This window comes from Streptomyces sp. NPDC091371 (genome assembly GCF_040684275.1).
Classification (GTDB): Bacteria; Actinomycetota; Actinomycetes; order Streptomycetales; family Streptomycetaceae; genus Streptomyces.
Genome location: NZ_JBFBFP010000004.1, coordinates 98458 through 116992, shown reverse-complemented (window position 1 = coordinate 116992; position 18535 = coordinate 98458). Strand labels below are relative to the sequence as shown.

Annotated in this window: 18 protein-coding genes; 9 read left to right on the top strand and 9 right to left on the bottom strand. The window is 73.0% G+C overall.

Features of this window, described 5'->3' with window-relative positions; genetic code table 11:
* Positions 1-76: 76 nt before the first annotated feature.
* The 8 genes from AB0O21_RS07350 to AB0O21_RS07315 form a co-directional block, all read right to left on the bottom strand.
* Positions 77-688, bottom strand: coding sequence for a TetR/AcrR family transcriptional regulator (locus tag AB0O21_RS07350; protein WP_365167355.1), 612 nt, complete (start codon positions 686-688; stop codon positions 77-79).
* Positions 689-819: 131 nt separating this feature from the next.
* Complete coding sequence (locus AB0O21_RS07345) at positions 820-1680, bottom strand: 3-hydroxybutyryl-CoA dehydrogenase (protein WP_365167353.1); 861 nt, start codon at positions 1678-1680, stop codon at positions 820-822.
* A gap of 87 nt (positions 1681-1767) precedes the next feature.
* The gene (locus tag AB0O21_RS07340; RefSeq protein ID WP_365167350.1) at positions 1768-2940 is read right to left on the bottom strand and encodes an acyl-CoA dehydrogenase; all 1173 of its coding nucleotides are present in this window, start codon (positions 2938-2940) and stop codon (positions 1768-1770) included.
* A 61-nt stretch (positions 2941-3001) separates the two neighbouring features.
* Positions 3002-4174: an acyl-CoA dehydrogenase family protein gene (locus tag AB0O21_RS07335; protein WP_365167348.1), complete on the bottom strand. Its 1173-nt coding sequence runs from the start codon at positions 4172-4174 to the stop codon at positions 3002-3004.
* 44 nt (positions 4175-4218) lie between these two features.
* Positions 4219-6288 carry an acetate--CoA ligase family protein gene (locus AB0O21_RS07330; RefSeq protein WP_365167346.1) on the bottom strand — a complete coding sequence of 690 codons (2070 nt, stop codon included), beginning with the start codon at positions 6286-6288 and terminating at the stop codon, positions 4219-4221.
* 1 nt (position 6289) lies between these two features.
* On the bottom strand, positions 6290-6481 hold the full coding sequence (locus AB0O21_RS07325; RefSeq protein ID WP_365167344.1) for a ferredoxin: 192 nt from the start codon (positions 6479-6481) through the stop codon (positions 6290-6292).
* A 10-nt stretch (positions 6482-6491) separates the two neighbouring features.
* The gene (locus AB0O21_RS07320; RefSeq protein WP_365167342.1) at positions 6492-7805 is read right to left on the bottom strand and encodes an NADH-ubiquinone oxidoreductase-F iron-sulfur binding region domain-containing protein; all 1314 of its coding nucleotides are present in this window, start codon (positions 7803-7805) and stop codon (positions 6492-6494) included.
* Complete coding sequence (locus tag AB0O21_RS07315) at positions 7802-8203, bottom strand: hypothetical protein (RefSeq protein WP_365167341.1); 402 nt, start codon at positions 8201-8203, stop codon at positions 7802-7804. Before AB0O21_RS07315 ends, AB0O21_RS07320 begins: the two co-directional genes overlap by 4 nt.
* A gap of 346 nt (positions 8204-8549) precedes the next feature.
* Between AB0O21_RS07315 and AB0O21_RS07310 the strand changes: the two genes are divergently transcribed.
* The 8 genes from AB0O21_RS07310 to AB0O21_RS07275 all read left to right on the top strand — a co-directional run bounded on the left by AB0O21_RS07310 (position 8550) and on the right by AB0O21_RS07275 (position 16843).
* Positions 8550-9731, top strand: coding sequence for an aromatic ring-hydroxylating dioxygenase subunit alpha (locus tag AB0O21_RS07310; RefSeq protein ID WP_365167338.1), 1182 nt, complete (start codon positions 8550-8552; stop codon positions 9729-9731).
* Positions 9732-9800: 69 nt separating this feature from the next.
* On the top strand, positions 9801-10931 hold the full coding sequence (locus tag AB0O21_RS07305) for a spermidine/putrescine ABC transporter substrate-binding protein (protein ID WP_365167336.1): 1131 nt from the start codon (positions 9801-9803) through the stop codon (positions 10929-10931).
* A gap of 1 nt (position 10932) precedes the next feature.
* Positions 10933-11865: an ABC transporter permease gene (locus AB0O21_RS07300; RefSeq protein ID WP_365167334.1), complete on the top strand. Its 933-nt coding sequence runs from the start codon at positions 10933-10935 to the stop codon at positions 11863-11865.
* A complete protein-coding gene (locus AB0O21_RS07295) occupies positions 11862-12695 on the top strand; it encodes an ABC transporter permease (protein WP_365167333.1) in 834 nt (277 codons plus the stop codon). Before AB0O21_RS07300 ends, AB0O21_RS07295 begins: the two co-directional genes overlap by 4 nt.
* A gap of 5 nt (positions 12696-12700) precedes the next feature.
* A complete protein-coding gene (locus tag AB0O21_RS07290) occupies positions 12701-13807 on the top strand; it encodes an ABC transporter ATP-binding protein (protein WP_365167331.1) in 1107 nt (368 codons plus the stop codon).
* Between the two features lie 15 nt (positions 13808-13822).
* A complete protein-coding gene (locus AB0O21_RS07285) occupies positions 13823-15139 on the top strand; it encodes an NAD(P)/FAD-dependent oxidoreductase (protein ID WP_365167329.1) in 1317 nt (438 codons plus the stop codon).
* Positions 15132-16532 (top strand): aminobutyraldehyde dehydrogenase, encoded by a 1401-nt coding sequence (locus AB0O21_RS07280; RefSeq protein ID WP_365167327.1) that lies wholly within the window; start codon positions 15132-15134, stop codon positions 16530-16532. The genes AB0O21_RS07285 and AB0O21_RS07280 overlap by 8 nt, the downstream gene beginning before the upstream one ends.
* A gap of 95 nt (positions 16533-16627) precedes the next feature.
* Positions 16628-16843 carry a hypothetical protein gene (locus tag AB0O21_RS07275; protein ID WP_365167325.1) on the top strand — a complete coding sequence of 72 codons (216 nt, stop codon included), beginning with the start codon at positions 16628-16630 and terminating at the stop codon, positions 16841-16843.
* Positions 16844-16858: 15 nt separating this feature from the next.
* On the opposite strand, the gene AB0O21_RS07270 is transcribed toward AB0O21_RS07275, so the two are convergent.
* Positions 16859-17221, bottom strand: coding sequence for a hypothetical protein (locus AB0O21_RS07270; RefSeq protein WP_365167323.1), 363 nt, complete (start codon positions 17219-17221; stop codon positions 16859-16861).
* 31 nt (positions 17222-17252) lie between these two features.
* Here AB0O21_RS07270 and AB0O21_RS07265 point away from each other — a divergent pair, with 31 nt between their 5' ends.
* On the top strand, positions 17253-18533 hold the full coding sequence (locus AB0O21_RS07265) for an AI-2E family transporter (protein ID WP_365167320.1): 1281 nt from the start codon (positions 17253-17255) through the stop codon (positions 18531-18533).
* Positions 18534-18535: the final 2 nt, after the last annotated feature.

The following is an 18535-nucleotide window of genomic DNA, read 5'->3' as shown; positions in this document are numbered from 1 at the left end:
TAACCGCGGAGATCCGGCCGCAGGGCGGGCGCGCCGCGACCCGTACGTTCCCCGAACATTTCGCGGAGCGACGCCCTCAGACCTGCGGGAAGGCCGGCGAAATGCCGAGGGCCGGCGCGATCGCCCGCCAGACCGTCGACTGGGCCGTGGCGAGGTCGACCCTCGGGTCCTCCAGCATCAGGCGGATGCCGAGGCCGTCGCACAGGGCCAGTACCAGCGTGCTGACCGCGGCGACGTCGCAGTCGGTGAACTCGCCCGATGCGACGCCCCGTGCCACGACCCCGGCGACCCACGCGTGCAGCTGGTCGTACAGGTCGACGGCGAGGTGCCGGGCCGCTCCGTCGCGCAGGGCGCGCACCCACAGCTCCTGCCAGAGCTTCCAGTCCTGGCGCAGCTCCGCGTCCGTGGGCAGCATGCTCCGCACGATCCGGGCCAGGACGACGGCGGCCGGGAGCGAATCGTCCTCGCTGCCGGTGTCCGTACCGGTCTTCGCGAAGGAGTGCGTCATCGCCTCGGCGAAGAGGTTCTCGCGGGTGTCGAAGTGGTAGTGCAGCAGGGCCTTGGAGACGGCGGCGTGCTCCGCGACCTTGCGCATGCTGACGTGCTCGAAACCGATGTCGGCGATCACTTCGCACGCGGCCGTGAGGATTCGCTCACGCGTTTCGAGTGCGCGCTCGGCCTTGGTCACGTTGGCTGCTCCCGGTGTCGGCGCCCGTTGGGTCGGGTGCGTGGGTGGAGGGAAGGGCCCCGCGGCCCGGCCTGCCGGACCACCATCCTCGCAAATGGGGCCCGGCGGGCTCGGGTCGTCGGCCGAAGCGGTCAGGGATAGGCGTGGAAACCCCGGCCGGTCTTGCGGCCGAGCAGGCCCGCGTCCACCATCCGGGCCAGCAGCGGTGGCGGGGCGTACAGCGGCTCCCGGTACTCCGCGTACAGGGAACGGGCGATGGCCTGCACGGTGTCCAGGCCGATCAGGTCGGCCAGGGCCAGCGGCCCCAGCGGGTGCGCGCAGCCCAGGGTCATGCCCCGGTCGATGTCCTCGGCCGACGCGGCCCGGGACTCCGCCATGCGCACGGCAGCCAGCAGGTACGGCACGAGGAGCGCGTTCACGATGAAACCGGACCGGTCCTGGGCGCGGACGACCTGCTTGCCCAGGACCTCGGAGGCGAACTCCCGCGCACGCCGGGCGGTGTCCTCGGAGGTGAGCAGGGACGGCACCAGCTCGACCAGGGGCAGCACCGGCACGGGGTTGAAGAAGTGGAGGCCGACCACCCGCTCCGGCCGCGAGGTGGCCGTCGCGAGCCGGATGACCGGGATGGAGGAGGTGTTCGTCGCGAGTACGGCGTCCCTGCGTTCCACGACCTCATCGAGCCGGGCGAAGACCTCCAGCTTCGCCCGCTCGTCCTCGGCCACCGCCTCGACCACGAGGTCCCGGTCCGTCAGGCGGTCCATGTCGGTCGTCATCGTGATCCGGCCCACGGCCGCGTCGCGTTCGGCGGCGGTCAGTTTTCCGGCGGCCGCGGCACGCGACAGGGAGCGGGCGATGCGCCCCAGGCCGGCGTCCGCGGCCGGCCGGCTCGTCTCCACCACCACGACGTCCCGCCCGGCGCGGGCGCACACCTCGGCGATGCCGGAGCCCATCAGGCCGCACCCCACGATCCCGACCCGTTCGACATCGGTCATCGGCGTTCCTTTCGGCTGGTTCTCGTACGTACGGACGGACGCGGGCGGCGGCGGTCCGGGAGCTTGCCCCCGGACCGCCGCGGAGGGTCACGCGGAGGCCGGCATCGCCAGCACGCCCGTGCCGCGCTTGACGAGTTCGCCCGCGATGATCAGGCGCTGGATCTCGGAGGTGCCCTCCCAGATGCGGTCGACGCGCAGTTCGCGGTAGAGGCGCTCGACGGGGTACGAGCGGTCGTAGCCGCGGCCTCCGAAGATCTGCAGGCAGCGGTCGATGACGCGGCCGGAGGCCTCGCTCGCCGACAGCTTGGCGATGGCCGCCTTGGCGTGCAGCGTCTTGCGGTCGACGCGCCCCTCGTCGACCTCCCAGGCGACCTGGTGGGTGTAGGCGCGGTTGACGGCGATGTCGACGGCGCAGTCGGCGAGCATGCCCTGGATCAGCTGGAAGTCGGCGATGGGGGAGCCGAACTGGCGCCGCTCCACCGCCCAGTCGCGGGCGAGCTCCAAGGCCCGTTCGGCGGCCCCGATGGTGCGAGCGGCGATCATCAGCCGTTCCTCGGTGAACCAGGAGCGGGTGATGTCGTAGCCGTTGCCCACCTCCCCGAGCACGGCGTCCTCGGGCAGGTGCACGTCGGTGAAGGTGAACTCGGGGTGCTCGTAGACGAAGGTGTGCATCCAGCGGGGCACCCGGGTCATCTCGATGCCCGGGGTGTCCTTGTCGACCAGGAACAGGGTCGGCGCGCCCTCGTCCCCGGCGGCGGCGAGCACGATCATGAAGTCGGCGTGGTCGCCGACGGTCACGAACCACTTCTCGCCGTTCAGGACCCAGCCGTCGGCGGTGCGCGTCGCCGTGGTCTTCAGGCTCTGCGGGTCGGAGCCCGCCGCGGGCTCGCTCACCGCGTAGCAGTCGCGGCGCCGTCCCCGGATCACCGGGACGAGGTAGCGCTCCCGCTGCTCCGGGGTGCAGAAGGACAGCGCGTTGGCGGGCCGCCACACCATGTCCCACAGGGCGCCGGTGAGCCGTCCGAGCTCCGCCTGGACCGTGACCTGCTCCAGGATGGAGAGGCCGGCGCCGCCCCACTCGGCGGGCATGTTGACGGCCTGGAGGCCGCTGTCGAGCACGGCGTCGCGGATCTCGGTGTGGGCCTGCGGCGGCAGGCCGTTGTTCTCCTCGCAGTCCAGCTCGTACTTCATGATGAACTCGGTGAGCGCGCGCGCCGAGTCCCTGAGCTCTTCCTGACGGGCGGTGAGGCGGAAGTCCATGTCTGTCGGTCCTCGTGGTCGTGGGTGCGGTGGAAGGGGTACGCCGGGAGCGCCGGGAGCGTCAGGAGCCGGGCAGGGCGAGGGCCCGCGTGCCGCGCTTGACGAGCTCGTTGGCGATGATCAGGCGCTGGATCTCGGAGGTGCCCTCCCAGATGCGGTCGACGCGCAGTTCCCGGTACATGCGCTCGACCGGGTACGAGCGGTCGTAGCCGCGGCCCCCGAAGATCTGCAGGCACCGGTCGACGACCCGCCCGGCGGCCTCGCTCGCGGCGAGCTTCGCCGTCGACGCCTTGGCGTGCAGGGTCTTGGGGTCGGTGTCCGGCAGGCCGGCTTCCCAGGCGACCTGGTGGGTGTAGGCGCGGTTGACGGCGATGTCGACGGCGCAGTCGGCGAGCATGCCCTGGATCATCTGGAAGTCGGCGATGGGGGAGCCGAACTGCCGGCGCCGCACCGCCCAGTCGCGGGCGAGCTCCAAGGCCCGTTCGGCGGCCCCGACCGTGCGGGCGGCGATCATCAGCCGCTCGTCGGTGAACCACTCCTTGGTCAGCTCGTAGCCGTTGCCGACCCCGCCGAGCACGTCCTCGTCGGCGACGAAGACGTCGGTGAAGGTGAACTCGGGGTGCCCGTTGACCGCGGAGTGCATGAACCGGGGGACCCGCGTCATCTCGACCCCCGGTGCCTGCTTGTCCACGAAGAACAGGGTCGCGGCCCGCTCCGGGCCCGCATCGGCCTGCACCAGCAGGAAGTCGGCGATGTCGCCGCAGGTCACGAACCACTTCTCGCCGTTCACGAGCCAACCGCCCGAGGTGCGGGTCGCGGTGCTCGTGCACGAGCCGGGATCTGAGCCCGCGCCGGGTTCGGTGACCGCGAACGCGTCGAACCGCTCGCCCCGGATGACGGGCAGGAGGTACTTCTCCCGCTGCGCCTCGGTGCCGTGCGCGAGGACGTTCGCGGGCCGCCAGGGGATGTCCCAGAGGCAGTTGGTGGCCTTGCCGAACTCCTCCTCGACGATGACCTGGTCGAGCAGGGACAGGCCGGCCCCGCCCCATGCGGCGGGCATGTTGATGGCGTAGACGCCCGCGTCCATGGCGGCGCGGGTCAGTTCGCGGACCGTCTCGGCGGGCAGCGGGCCGCCGGCCTCCTCGGACTGGTCCTCGTACCTCATCAGGAGCTGTGCGTAGGCGGCGGCGCGGGCCTTGAGGTCGGCCTGCTCGGGCGTGTAGCGGAAGTCCATGGTCCTCTTGGTCTCCTTCGGGGGACGGGTAAGGGGGGCGGGCCTCAGCCCAGGACGGCCCTGGCGTCCAGGGCCAGCGCGCCGTCCGGGCGCACCAGCAGCGGGTTGACCTCCAGTTCGGTGATCTCCGGATGGGCGGCGGCGACCTCGGTGATCCGCTCGATCACGGCGGCCGCGGCGGCCACGTCCAGCGCGGGCCGACCGCGTACGCCGTCCAGCAGCGCGCCGGCCCGCAAGCCCCGGAGCAGCTGCGAGGCCCGTGCGGCCGGTACGGGCGCCAGCGCGAACGCCACGTCGCGCAGGGTCTCGGTGAGCACGCCGCCCAGCCCGACCATGGCCACCGGCCCGAACCGGGGGTCCCGGTTCACCCCGACGATCAGCTCGATGCCGTCGGAGAGGTCGGCCATCGCCTCCACCGAGTAGGCGGCCGCACCGAGCCGGGTACGCATCTCCCGGTAGGCGGCCAGCAGCGCGGCCCGGTCGGGCAGACGCAGGGCCACCCCGCCCGCGTCGGACTTGTGCAGCAGGTGCAGCGCCTTGAGCACGTACGGGCCCTCGAACTCGGCGGCCGCGGCCAGCAGTCCGGCCTCGTCGGTGACCTCGCGGGCGGCCGGGAACGGCACCCCGGAGGCGGCCAGCAGCGCCCGCACACCGTGGTAGCCGGGGTCCCCCAGCTGCACGGCCGGAGCGGGCAGCGGGGCGATCCCCGGCGAGGGTGCGGCCGCCCGCCCGGTCATGGCGGCCAGCGCGCGGGCGGCGTCCTCGGTCGCGGAGAACACCGGGACCCCGGCCTCGGCCAGCACCCGGCAGCTCGGCGACTGCGGATACATCGACTGCACGACCAGCGGCTTCGGCGTGGCCGCGAGGTGCGTGACGATCTTCTCGGCGGCCCGTGTCTCGCCCTCCGCGAGCACCGAGCCGCCGGCCTGGCCGCCGCCGAGCCCGCCCTCGGACGCGGCGTATCCGCCGAAGTAGCCCGTCATCAGGACGGCGTCGACCTCGTCGGCCGCGAGGAGCTGCGCGACCGTGTCGGCGTACGAGAGGGGTTGCTGCTCGCCCATTCCCGCGAGGTCGACCGGATTGCCGACCGCGGACTGCTGCCACAGCACGGTCCGCAGCCGTCCCTGGGTCGCGGCGCCGAGTTCCGGCACGTCGAGCCCGGCGTCCTCGGCGGCGTCGGCCGCGATCGCTCCGTGGCCGCCGCCGTCGGTGAACACCGCGGTACGCCGGCCGGGCGCCCGGGCCCCGGTGCTCAGCGCCGCCAGGACGACGGTCATCTCCCGCGGTGTCCGTACGAGTTCCACGCCCGCGTCGCGGCAGGCGGCGGCCACCACGTCGGCCGAGGTGGTGAGCGCCCCGGTGTGCGACTGGGCGCTGCGGGCGGACGCGGAACCGCGCCCGGCGGTGAGCAGGACCACCGGCTTGCCCGCAGCCGCGGCGGCCCGGGCGAAGGCCCGGCCGTCGCCGAAGTCCTCGGCGTACACGGCGATCGCCGTGGTGGCCCGGTGCCGGGCGCAGTCCTCGACGAGGTCGACGAGGGTGACGTCGGCCTGGTTGCCGAGGGACACGAACCGGGAGAAGCCGAGGCCGTGCGGGGCGCCGCGGAGCTGGAGTTCGAGGGCGAGGTTGCCGCTCTGGCTCAGCAGGGCGACACCACCGGGCGCGAAGCGGTCCGAGGCGAGGTAGAGCTCGGTCGTGTTGTCGGCGATGCCCAGGCAGTTGGGTCCGACGAGGACGGCTCCGGCTTCCCGGACCCGGGCGACGATGGCGCGCTGCCGGGCCAGTCCGGCCGGGCCGGCCTCGGCGAAGCCCGCGGTGATGCCGACGATCGCCTTCGCCCCGCAGGCCAGGGCCTCTTCGAGGGCGGCCTCGAAACCGGTGCCGGGCACCGAGACCACCACCAGCTCGACGGGTTCGCCGATCGCGGCGAGGGACGGGGCCGCCTGTCGGCCGAGCACGGTGCCGCCGCGCCGGTTCACCAGGTGCACCGGCCGCCGCCCGTCGGCGCGCAACGCCTGGGAGGCCACCGCGTGGCCGTACTTCGCCGGGTCGTCACTGGCACCGACCACCGCGACGGAGCGGGGGTCGAAGAGGGCGGTCAGATCGCGTCCCATGTCACTTCTCCACTCGGAGGGCGGAGTTGGGGCAGCTCTCGGCGCAGGCGCGCGCCGCTTCCTCGGTACCGGGCGGGACGGTGACGACGACGACCTTCGCGTAGCCCCATTCGTCGAGTTCGATGAGACGGGGCGCGTGCTCCTGGCACAGCCCGTAGCCCTGGCAGCGGGTGGAATCCAGCAGGAGTTTCACGGTGTTCCTTTCAACACGGGAGCATGGGCAGCGGCCATGGGGAGACGGGACCGTGGGACGAAGGCGCGTCGGCGACCTCCGGTACGGCCACGGCGAGGCGGTGCCCGTGACCGCCCGGGGCCGGGGCGTCGGCCGCGCAGCGGGGGCACGGTCCGCGCAGGTGGGACCGGACGAGTCCGGGGAAGGCGCGCAGGAGGCTGCCGGCGGTGCCGGCGGCTGCGTCGAGCAGGCCGCACGCGCCGCGCCCGGGCAGGCCCTGCGCCCACCGGGCGAGCCGGTGCGGGGTGTCGGGCCCGGCCGTGCCCGCGGCGAGGGCGTGCAGCGCGTCGCCGATGGCCGCCGTGCCCGACACGCAGACGCCGCACTGCCGGGCGCTCTCGGCGGCGAGGTGGCCGACGGCGTCGGCGGCGGTGCGCACCGGGCAGGCGCCGGGGGCGAGGAAGCGGATCGCTCCGCAGCCCAGCGCGGTGCCGGCCGCGGCGAGCGCGTCGGGGTCGAGGGGGAGGTCCAGCGCGGGGGCGTCGACGAGCCCGCCGAACAGCCCGCCCATGAGGGCCCCGGCCGGGTCCGGGGTGCCGTGGGCCGCGGCCAGGGTGCGCAGGGGGACGCCGTAGGAGACCTCGGTGAGCACGGGCTCCGTGCTCGCGCCGGACAGCGTCACCAGGGTGGAGCGGGCGATCGCCTGCCGCAGGTCGGGGCGGGCGGCGGTGAGGGCGATCCGGGCGAGGGTCTCGACGTTGGAGACCAGGGTCGGCGCGCCGCCCACCCCCCGCTCGAAGGGGCGGGGCGGTTTGGCGGTGGGCAGGGCCGGCCCGCCGTCGATGCGGCGGACGACCGCGCTCTCCTCACCGGCCACGTAGGTGCGGGCGGTTTCGACGACCTCGACGGGCAGGCGCGGCTCCCGTTCGGCGAGGGCCCGGCGGACGCGTGCGGCCGCCTCCGGGTCGGAGAGGTAGACGTAGCCCCGTACGGCCCCGGTGATCGAAGCCGCGCGGGCCAGGCCGTCGAGGACCAGATGGGGCCGGGCCCGCAGCAGCCAGCGGTCCTTGACGGAGCCGGGCTCGCCCTCCTCGCCGTTCGCCACGACCACCGGGCGGCAGCCGCGCTCGCGGACGGCGCGCAGCTTGACGGCGGCCGGGAAGCCGGCCCCGCCGCGGCCGCGCAGACCGGATGCGCTGAGGTGACGCAGCAGCTCGTGCGGGGCGGTGGCGTCGGCGTAGCCGCCGGCGGCGCGGTACGCCTCGGCGTCCTCCGCCACATCCGGCTTCGCGCCGAGTACGGAGCCCGTCGCCGACGTCGCCGTCGGGAGTCGGATCGTGGTCATCGGGTGCTTCCTGTCCTGGGGTCGGTGCGCAGGGCCCGCACGGCGCTTTCGAGCGCGGCGCGGTCCCCGTCGGTGCGGGCGTATCCCGTTCCCGGGAGGCCGATGAGCATGCGGTGGTGGTCGAGGACCACCTCGCCGGCGAGCAGGGCGGCCGCGCGGTCGCCCCGTTCCGGGTCGGCGGCCGCGGCGGTCACCAGTGCGGTGACCTCGGCCAGGTAGCGGAGCCAGCCGCGCCGGCTGCCCCGTAGCACGAGGCGCTCGACGCGGCGCCGCTCGGCGGCGAACGGTTCCGCGGGCGGAGGGTGTGCGCAGGCACGCAGGGCGGCGACCGCCGCGGGGAGTTCTCGCTCTGGTTCGGGGGTGAGCCCGAGCCAGTCCAGACGCCGACGACCGCTCATGCGTGCCTCCGGGAGGTGGGCGGCGGGAGATCGGGGAGGGCGGGGGCCCGGTCGTCCGGGCGGGCCGCCCGGCCGCATCCGCCCAGGTGAATGGGGCGAACGTGGAGCAGAACCGGAGCGGCGACAAGGAATCACGTTTGCTGACCGATCGGTCAGGCAAGAATCACGCTAGCTGACCGATCGGTCAGCGTACAAGTCTTGACCCGGCGGAAATCAGCCAGCAATCTGACTGTCCAATCGGTCAGCAAGGCCCCGGTTCCGCCGCGGCCCGCTGCCCGCAGCCGGGTCGTATCGACATCGATCGCCGATACCGATCGCCGCACCGCCGGCACGGAGGAGCCACCCGATGCACTCCAGAGCCCCCGAAAAACCCCCCGCCGACCAGCCGGACCAGGACGCCCCCGGGCCCGCGCTGCCAGGCCGCTACTACACCGACCCCGACACGGCCGCCGCGGAGACGCGGCGGGTCTTCGCCAAGTCCTGGCAGGTCGTCTGCCACGAGTCCGACCTGCCGAACCTGGGAGCCCGGCTCGCCGCCACGGTCGCGGACCGCGAGGTGCTGGTCGTCCGGACCGAGGACGGCGGCCTGGCCGCCCACCTCAACGTGTGCCGCCACCGCGGAACCCGCCTGGTCACCGCCCCCGAACCGGCCGGCAAGGCGATCCGCTGCCCCTACCACGGCTGGACCTACCGCCTCGACGGAAGCCTGGTCGGCGCCCCGGAGGCACGGCAGATCCCCTGCCTCGACAAGCCCGCGCTCGGCCTGCTCCCGGCCCGCGTCGAATCCTTCCTCGGCTTCGTCTTCGTCAACCTCGACCCCGACGCCGTACCGCTCGCGAAACAGTGCGCCGGACTCGCCGAGGCGGTCGGCCACTACGCCGGCGCGGACCTGGTGCCGGTCGGCCGCAGCCGGATCCACGACCTGGCCGGGGCCGAAGTGCAGGAGGCCAACTGGAAGGTGGCCGTCGACAACTACCTGGAGGGCTACCACGTACCCGTGGCCCACCCCGGGCTGATGCGGCTGCTCGACTACCAGGGCTACACCTGCGAGATCGAGGAGTCCTACGCGCTGTTCGCCTCGCCCCTGCGGGACAAGCCCTCCTCCAACTGGGCCGAACGCCTCTACCAGCGCATCGCCGCCCCCATGCCCGGCCTCACCGAGGCGGACCGGCGGGTCTGGCGGTACGCGGTGATCTACCCGAACACCCTCATCGACTTCTACCCCGACCACGTACTGGCCTGGACCGCGATCCCCACGGCGGTGGACCGCGTGGCCGTACCCGGAGCGTTCTACACCCGCCGCGGTACCGGCCTGCGCACTCGCCTCGCCCGACGCCTGAACATCCACATCGGCTGGATCACCAACGACGAGGACGCCGAGCTCGTCGCCCGCGTGCAGAAGGGGCTCTCCACCCCCGGCTTCGAGCCCGGGCCCCTGTCCCGCCGCGAGTCGGCGGTCGGCTGGTTCGCCGGCCGCATCCGGGCCGACCTCGAAGCCGGTGCGGCCCGGCACCGAACCGCACCCTGACGCACCGCCCCCCGCACCCCCGCCGCCCCCCCACCATCCCCCGACTGCCCCCTACGGAGAGGACCCCCGATGTCCCCCGAGGCACACCCCCTGACCAGACGCTCCTTCCTCCGCGCCGGCACCGCCGCGGCCCTCGGACTGACGGCCGCCGGATGCGGGTTCGCATCCGAGGACGACAAGGCCGCCCAGCAGGCCGTCGAGACGCCGATCGACGTCAAGGTCGACGGCGACCTCGTCTACTTCAACTGGGCCGACTTCATCGACCCGGCCGTCTTCGAAGGCTTCGAGAAGGAGTACGGAGTCAAGGTCGTCCAGTCGAACTACGACTCGATGGAAGGCATGGCCGCCAAGCTCAACGCCGGCAACCGCTACGACATCATCTTCCCCACGGCGAAGTGGTCCCAGCGCCTCGCCGCCGGCGGCAAGTTGCGCACCATCGACCACGGCCGGCTGAAGAACGCCGAGGCCGTGTTCGGCGGGTACGACTACTTCGCCGACCCGTGGTACGACCCCGGCTCCCGGCACACCGTCCCGTTCACCATGTACAAGACCGGCATCGGGTGGCGGCGGGACCGGCTCGGGGACCTGACCGGATCCTGGGGCGACCTGTGGAACGAGCAGGCCAAGGGAAAGGTCTTCGTACTCGACGACCGCGACGAGGTGCTCGGGATGGGCGCCCTCAAGCTCGGCCTCGACGTCAGCACCGAGGACCCGGACGACCTCGCACGGGTCACCGAGACCCTGCGCTCGCTCCGCCCGCGCCTGCGCGGCTTCTCCAGCGACAGCTACAACAACCTGCTCAACGGCAACGCCGACATGACCCAGGCGTGGAGCGGTGACATGGCTGCCATGCTCGCCCAGGCCGAGGACCCGGCGGTCTTCGGCTTCGAAGTCGCCAAGGAGGGCGCCCCCGTCAACTCCGACTGCTACGCGATACCCGCCGACGCGCAGCACCCCGGCACCGCGATGCTCTTCATCGACTACATGCTCCGCCCTTCGAGCGTGAAGAAGAACATCGAGTACATCGGCTACCCGATGCCCGTCCGCGGCAGCGAGGACACCTACAGCGCGCTCGTCGAGCCGTTCCCCCAGTGCCTGGTGACGGCGTCCGACCTCAAGGACGACCTCTACTTCCGCAACGCCACGGCGAAGGGCGAACAGCACCGCGACACCGCCTGGACCGACGTGAAGGCCGGCTGACATGGCACCACGCACCCGATCGGCAACGGCCCGTCCGCCGCGCGGCGGACGGGCCGGCGGGGAGGCGCGCGGCGGACCGGCCCGCGCGGAGGCGCGGCTGTGGACCCGGCTCATGCTCCCCGGCACGCTCTGGATGACCGGATTCCTCCTCGCCTCCCTCCTCCTCGTCGCCACCCTCGCGTTCGGCACCACCGACCCGCTCGGAAACCCGCGCTTCGGGTTCAACCCCGACAACTTTGCCGCACTGGCCGAACCGGCCTACCGCACGGTCCTGCTGCGCTCCCTCGGCTACGCGCTGATCACCTGCCTCATCTGCCTGGCCGTGGCCTACCCGGTCGCCTACGCCATCGCGCTGCACGGCGGCCGCTTCAAGAACCTGCTGATCGCCGCGATCGTCGTACCGTTCTTCGCCAACTACCTGGTACGGATGTACGGCTGGTCGGTCGTCCTCTCCGACGACGGGCCGCTGCTCGGGGCCCTGCGCGACCTCGGCCTCGCCGACGACGGCACCAAGATCCTCCAGACCGGCCCGGGCGTCATCGCCGGACTCGTCTACGGCTTCGTCGTCTTCATGATCATCCCGCTGTACGCGGCCATGGAACGCATGGACACCGCACTCATCGAAGCCGGCCGCGACCTCTACGGCGGCCCCCTGCGCACCTTCTTCTTCGTCACCGTCCCCGCCACCCGGCAGGGCGCGGCCGCCGGCTGCGTCCTCGTCTTCCTGCCCGCCATGGGCGACTTCGTCAGCGCACAGCTCATGGGAGGCCCCGACCAGATCATGATCGGCAACCTGATCCAGGACAAGTTCTTCCAGGGCCAGAACTGGCCGCTCGGCTCCGCCCTGACCATGCTGCTGATGGCGGTCCTGCTGCTCGGCATGCTCGGCTACCTGCGCCGCACCCGCAAGGACGAGGCGGAGGCGGCCCGATGACCCGGCGCCCGCGCCGCGGAGCCGCCGGCCGCCGCCCCCGTTTCGCCATCGCCGTCACCGCGATCTTCTTCGCGCTGCTCTACCTCCCCGTCGGCGTGGTCGTCCTGTTCTCCTTCAACTCCCAGAAGTCCCTCACCGTCTTCGACGGCCTCAGCCTGCGCTGGTACACGGCGTTCCTCCACGACGACGCCCTGATCGACTCGCTCGGCATGAGCCTGCGGGTGTCCCTGGTCGCCATGGCCGGCTCGCTTCTCCTCGGCGTGGCCCTGGCCCTCGGCCTGGTCCGCAGCCGCGGCCGCCTCGGATCCTTCGCGGGACTCGTCATGCTGGTCCCGCTGATCACGCCGGAGATCGTCACGGGCGTCGCCTCGATGATGCTCTTCAAGGGCCTCGGCATCACCCTGTCCACCACCACCGTGATGCTCGCCGAGATCACCTTCTCCGTCTCCTACGTGACGGTCATCCTGCGCTCGCGGATCGCCGCCCTCAACGCCGAGGTCGAGGAGGCCGCGATGGACCTCGGCGCCACCCGCCGGCAGGCGCTCTTCCTGGTGACCCTGCCCGCGCTGCTCCCCAGCATCCTCGCCTCCGGGGTGCTGATCTTCGCCCTGGTCTTCGACGACTTCGTCCTCGCCTACTTCACCACCGGCGTCGACCCGCAGCCGCTGTCCGTCCGCATCTACTCGGCCATCAGGTTCGGCGTCCAGCCCACCATCAACGCCGTCGGCACCCTGATGCTCGCCGGATCCATCGGCCTGATCGTCCTCGCACTCGCCATCCCGCGCCTGTTCGGGCGCCGAGGCGGCCTCGACCTGCTCTCCGGGAAGTGATCCCCATGCACCCGACACCCGTGCACCCGACCCCCGCCGTCCGGCTCGACCACGTGAGCAAGCAGTACCCCGGTGCGGACGGCACCTACGCCGTGCACGACGTCGAACTCGACATAGCCGCAGGCGAGTTCTTCTCCCTCCTCGGCCCCTCCGGCTGCGGCAAGACCACCCTGCTGCGGATGACCGGCGGCTTCGCCGACCCCACCGAAGGCAGCGTCCTGCTCGACGGCCAGGACGTCACCGGCCTCCCGCCCAACAAGCGCAACGTCAACACCGTCTTCCAGAGCTACGCCCTCTTCGACCACCTCTCCCTCGCCGACAACGTCGCCTTCGGCCTCAAACGCAAGGGCGTCCCCCGGGCCGAGATACGCGAGCGCGTCACCGACATGCTCGACCTCGTCCAGCTCGGAGGACTGGCCGGCCGCAAACCGCCCACGCTCTCCGGCGGCCAGCGCCAGCGCGTCGCCCTCGCCCGCGCCCTGGTCAACCGGCCCGGGGTCCTCCTGCTGGACGAGCCGCTGGCCGCCCTGGACCTCAAGCTGCGCCGGCGGATGCAGGTCGAGCTCAAGCAGATCCAGCGCGAGGTCGGCATCACCTTCGTCTTCGTCACCCACGACCAGGACGAGGCGCTGACCATGTCGGACCGCCTCGCCGTCATGAACGAGGGCCGCATCGAGCAGTGCGGCACGCCCGAGGACGTGTACGAGCGGCCGACGAGCAGCTTCGTCGCCTCCTTCATGGGCACCTCCAACCTCGTCCCCGGCACCTACCGCTCCGGCCGGGTCGTCCTCGACCAGGGTCCCGCCCTGCCCGTCGGCCCCCGCCCCGGAGTTCCCGACGGCAGCCGCGTGAGCCTCTCCATCCGCCCCGAGAAGATCTGGCTCTCCGACCTCGAACCGGGCATGGCCCACGTCGGCGGAGTCGTCCGGGAGACCGTCTACTGCGGCCCGACCACCACCTACCTCATCGAACTGGCCCCCGGCGTCACGGTGTCCGTACTGGAACAGAACACCGTCCGCTCCCGCATGGAGGACCGCTGGAGCGGCGGCGAGCGGGTCGAGATCGGCTGGAAGCCCGAACACTGCCTGGTCCTCGACCACGCCGACGCCTGACCGGAGGACACCCCCATGAACCACGACGTCATCGTGCTCGGCGCCGGACTGGCCGGTCTCGCCGCCGCGCGCGACCTGGCCGCCGGCGGAGCCGACGTCCTCGTCGTCGAGGCCCGGGACCGGGTCGGCGGACGCGTCGAACAGACCACCCTCCCCGACGGCCGGCTGGTGCAGCTCGGCGGCGAGGTGGTGGGCCGGGCCCACACCGCCTACACCGCCCTGGCCGCGGAACTGGGACTCACCCTGGTCCCCAGCTACGTCGCCGAGCCCGGCGCCCTCACCCGCGCCACCCCCGAAGGGGTCTGTGCCGGGGACCTGCCCCACTGGTTCGGCCCCGGCGACGACGCCTGCCACGCCAAGGTCACCGCCGCCTTCGCGGCGCTCGCGGGCACCGTCGACCCGGCCGACCCCTGGTCCCACCCCGAGGCCGCGCGGCTCGACGGACTGTCCGTCGGCGACTGGCTCCGCTCGCAGGGCGCCACCAGTGCCGTCGTACGCCTCTGGGAGATCGGCCAGCTCGCCCTCGCCGACGGCTCCTGCGAACGGACCTCCCTGCTCGCCGCCCTCCGCAAGCACGCCGCCGTACCCGGCACCGGCCACTACGAGTACGAGGCCTGGGAGGGCCTGCGGGTCGCCGAGGGCTCCGCGACCGTGGCGCTGCGCATGGCCGAGTCCCTCGGCGGGCGGATCCGTACCGGCTCACCCGTCGAAGCGGTCGCGATCCGACGGCCCGGCCCCTGCTCGGTACGCCTGGCCGGCGGCGAATCCCTGACCGCAGCCGCCGTGCTCAGCGCCCTCCCGGCCGGCCCGCTCCGCTCGGTCGCCGTCACCGGGGTCTCCGACGAACGCCTCGCCTCCCTGCACCGCCAACGCCACGCCCTCGCCGCCAAGTTCACCGCCGCCTACGACCGGCCCTTCTGGCGCGACCGCGGCCTCAGCGGCCTGTCCGAATGCGAAGGGCTGCTCGGCAGCACCTGGCCGCAGAGCGAAGGCATCCTCTCCGCCCTCGTCCCGCCCGAACGCTACGGAGTCCTGCTCGGTACCCCCGCCTCCCTGCGCACCGCCGAACTGCTGGCCGACATCGCCCGCCTCTACGGCGACGAAGCCCGCCACCCGCTGGCCGCGTACGTCCGGATGTGGGGCACCGACCCGTGGACGCAGGGCTACGTCACCCAGTGGACCCCCGGCGACGTCATGGCCGTCGGCCCCCTGCACGGCACCCACGAACCCCCCTTCTACGTCTGCGGCTCCGACCAGTGGGTAGCCGGCTACATGGAAGGCGCCGTACGCACCGGACGCGACGCCGCGAAGGAGGCGCTGCGCCGTGGCTGACGCCCTGCTCAACCACATCGGGGGAGCGGACCGCCCCGCCGCCTCGGGCGCGACCACCGCCCTCACCGACCCCGCCACCGGCCGCGTGCACGGCCACGCCCCGCGCTCCGGCCCCGCCGACACGGACGCGGCCTGCGCCGCGGCGTCAGCGGCGTACGCACACTGGTCCACCACCACCCCGGCGGCCCGGCAGCGCGCCCTGCTCGGCATCGCCGACGCCATCGAGGCGCACGCGGAGGCCTTCACGGCCGCCGAAACCGCCGACACCGGCAAACCCGCCGACCAGTTCACCCACGAGGAACTGCCCGCGATCGTCGACACCGTCCGCTACTTCGCCGGAGCCGCCCGCAACCTCCCGGGCGCCGCGGCGGCCGAGTACACCGAGGGCCGCACCTCCCTGCTGCGCCGCGAACCGGTCGGCGTCTGCGCCCAGATCACCCCCTGGAACTACCCGCTGATGATGGCCGCGTGGAAGATCGCGCCGGCCATCGCCGCCGGGAACACCACCGTGCTCAAACCCGCCGACACCACCCCCTCCTCCGCCGTGCTGCTGGCCCGGCTCGCGGCCGAGCACCTGCCGCCGGGCGTGCTCAACGTCGTCTGCGGCGACCGCGACACCGGCCGCGCCCTCACCGCCCACCCGGCGGTCGCCCTGATCGCCGTCACCGGCAGCGTCCGCGCCGGCCAGGAGATCGCGGCGGCCGCCGCGGCCCGCCTCCAGCGGGTCCACCTCGAGCTCGGAGGCAACGCCCCCGTCCTCATCCACGAGGACGCCGACGTGGCAGCCACAGCCGCCGCCCTCGCCGCGGTCGCCTACTACAACGCCGGGCAGGACTGCACGGCGCCCACCCGGCTCCTGGTGCACCACCGGATCCACGACGCGTTCCTCGCGGCCTTCGCCGCCGAGGCGGCCAAGCTCCGCGCCGGCACCGACTTCGGCCCCCTCAACAACGCGGCCCAACTCGCCTCGGTCCAGGCCATGCTGGACCACCTGCCACCCCACGCCGAGATCGTCACGGGCGGCAGCCGTCTCCCGCGCCCCGGCTACTTCCACGAGCCGACCGTGGTCGCGGGCGTCCGGCAGGACGACGAGATCGTCCAGGAGGAGGTCTTCGGCCCCGTCGTCACCGTCCAGCCCTTCACCGACGAGACCGAGGCCCTGCACCTCGCCGACGCCGTGCGCTTCGGCCTGGCTGCCAGCGTGTGGACCACCGACCACGACCGTGCCATGCGCGCCACCCGCGCCCTGCGCACCGGCATCGTCTGGGTGAACACGCACGGCACCACGGTCTCCGAGATGCCCCACGGCGGAGTCAAACACTCCGGCTACGGCAGCGACCTCTCCCTGTCCGGCCTCCTGGACTACACGCAGGCCAAGCACGTCATGCTGTGAGCCGCTCCCCACCCGACCGGCTGCCCGGGGTTTCGGCGGACGAGAGCCGGGCAGCCGCCACGCGGGGGCCCGCGACGGGAGCGAGGAGGAGCGCCATGGACGAGCAGGGCGGAGCAGGAGGAGTACCGCTGCACCACGACGGGCCGCAGGCCCGGCACCGCACACCGCGCGGCGATCGCCACGACACCGGGAAGACGGCCGCCGCCGACACGGACGAGGCCAGCCGCCTCGACCGCCCGCAGCAGCCCGAGAAGCCGAGCGGCAAGCCGTCCGGAGAGGGGACGCGCTGGGTGAGCCCGCGGGACGAGTGAAGAAGGCGGGCCCGCTCAGTCTCCTTCGTCGAAGGTTCCCGCCTCGATCTCGAGGGCGAGTTCCTGAAGGACCTCCATGGCCGAGATGTCCGTGCGGCCCGCGTCGTGCGCCATGGCGAGGCTGGTGAACGCCAGGCTGAACCCGGAGACCATCGTGTGCAGGGCCGGGCCGAGCGCCTCGGCGACCAGCCCGGCCACCTCCTGCGGCGTCGCGTCGGCCGGAACACTGATCGACGGCAGCATCTCGTTCAGGAGCTGGGTCACCACTCCGGAGGTCGCCCCGTTGTCCTGCTCCTCCCCGGCTTCGGCCATCCGGCGGATCTCCTGTGCCTCGGTGAGAATGCCGATCACTCGCTTGAGAACCTCCGCGCGTTCCATGCGCGGATCGTAGGACAGACGGAGGTCCGGCGTGCGTGGATGGCTCGGGCGACTGAAGGACGCGGCGGCGCGGGCCGGCGAGCGCAGGGCCGCGCTCCAGGCCGAACGGGACGCGGAGAACGCCGAAGAACGGGAGGGCACCGCGCCTTCGGGTGGCGGCGGTCCCGGCAGCCCGGGCTTGAGGGATCCCGCCGCGGCGGTGCCCTGGGGGGTCAGGGTGGCCGCGGAGGCCGGCTGGCGGTTCCTGGTGATCGCCGCCACCGTCTGGGTGCTGATGCGGGTCATCGGGGCGGTACGGCTGGTCGTGCTCGCCTTCGTCGTCGCACTCCTGGTCACCGCGCTGCTGGAGCCCACGGTCGCCCGGCTGCACCGGCGCGGCCTCGCCCGGGGCGCGGCGACAGCACTGACCGCAACCTGCGGATTCGTGATCCTCGGCTTGGTCGGATGGTTCATCGTCTGGCAAGTGCTCGACAACCTCGGCAACCTCTCCGAACGCGTTCAGGAGGGCATCGAGGAACTCAAACAGTGGCTGATCAACAGCCCGCTCCACGTCACCGAGCAGCAGATCAACGACATCGCCGACACGTTGAGCGACAGCATCGGCACCAGTACGAGCGAGATCACGTCCACCGGCCTGCAAGGCGTGACGGTGCTGGTGGAGGTGATCACAGGTCTGCTGGTGGCGATGTTCTGCACCCTGTTCCTGCTGTACGACGGCGAGCGCATCTGGCGGTGGACCCTCAGGCTGGTCCCCGAGGCCGCCCGCCCCGGGGTCGCGGGCGCCGGCCCGCGCGCCTGGCGCACGCTCACCGCCTACGTCCGCGGCACCATGATCGTCGCGCTGATCGACGCGGTCTTCATCGGCATCGGCATCTACTTCCTCGGGGTACCGCTCGCCGTCCCCATCGGCGTGGTGATCTTCCTGGCGTCCTTCGTGCCCCTGATCGGCGCCGTCGTCTCCGGCGCGCTGGCGGTCGTCGTCGCGCTCGTCACCGAGGGCGTCTTCACCGCACTGATGGCGTTGATGGTCGTCCTCGTGGTGCAGCAGATCGAAGGACACCTCCTGCAGCCGTTCATCCTGGGCCGGGCCGTGCGCATCCACCCGCTGGCCGTCGTCCTGGCCGTGACCACGGGCGGCGCCGTCGCGGGCATCGGCGGGGCCGTCGTGGCGGTCCCGCTCGTGGCCGTGGGCAACACGGTGGTCGGATACCTCCGCACCCACCCGCCCGCGAGCGCGACCGGCGCGGCGCCCCCGCCCGTGGCCCCGGCGGGGGCAGAGGACGCGAGCGCGGAGGACGACACGGCCCCCTGAGG

Excerpts from the sequence above, each read along its gene's own strand:
- AB0O21_RS07315 (WP_365167341.1), bottom strand. The coding sequence starts at position 8,203 with ATGAGCGGTCGTCGGCGTCTGGACTGGCTCGGGCTCACCCCCGAACCA.
- AB0O21_RS07335 (WP_365167348.1), bottom strand. The coding sequence starts at position 4,174 with ATGGACTTCCGCTACACGCCCGAGCAGGCCGACCTCAAGGCCCGCGCC.
- AB0O21_RS07320 (WP_365167342.1), bottom strand. The coding sequence starts at position 7,805 with ATGACCACGATCCGACTCCCGACGGCGACGTCGGCGACGGGCTCCGTA.
- AB0O21_RS07300 (WP_365167334.1), top strand. The coding sequence starts at position 10,933 with ATGGCACCACGCACCCGATCGGCAACGGCCCGTCCGCCGCGCGGCGGA.
- AB0O21_RS07270 (WP_365167323.1), bottom strand. The coding sequence starts at position 17,221 with ATGGAACGCGCGGAGGTTCTCAAGCGAGTGATCGGCATTCTCACCGAG.
- AB0O21_RS07275 (WP_365167325.1), top strand. The coding sequence starts at position 16,628 with ATGGACGAGCAGGGCGGAGCAGGAGGAGTACCGCTGCACCACGACGGG.
- AB0O21_RS07285 (WP_365167329.1), top strand. The coding sequence starts at position 13,823 with ATGAACCACGACGTCATCGTGCTCGGCGCCGGACTGGCCGGTCTCGCC.
- AB0O21_RS07295 (WP_365167333.1), top strand. The coding sequence starts at position 11,862 with ATGACCCGGCGCCCGCGCCGCGGAGCCGCCGGCCGCCGCCCCCGTTTC.
- AB0O21_RS07290 (WP_365167331.1), top strand. The coding sequence starts at position 12,701 with ATGCACCCGACACCCGTGCACCCGACCCCCGCCGTCCGGCTCGACCAC.
- AB0O21_RS07305 (WP_365167336.1), top strand. The coding sequence starts at position 9,801 with ATGTCCCCCGAGGCACACCCCCTGACCAGACGCTCCTTCCTCCGCGCC.
- AB0O21_RS07330 (WP_365167346.1), bottom strand. The coding sequence starts at position 6,288 with ATGGGACGCGATCTGACCGCCCTCTTCGACCCCCGCTCCGTCGCGGTG.
- AB0O21_RS07310 (WP_365167338.1), top strand. The coding sequence starts at position 8,550 with ATGCACTCCAGAGCCCCCGAAAAACCCCCCGCCGACCAGCCGGACCAG.
- AB0O21_RS07340 (WP_365167350.1), bottom strand. The coding sequence starts at position 2,940 with ATGGACTTCCGCCTCACCGCCCGTCAGGAAGAGCTCAGGGACTCGGCG.
- AB0O21_RS07345 (WP_365167353.1), bottom strand. The coding sequence starts at position 1,680 with ATGACCGATGTCGAACGGGTCGGGATCGTGGGGTGCGGCCTGATGGGC.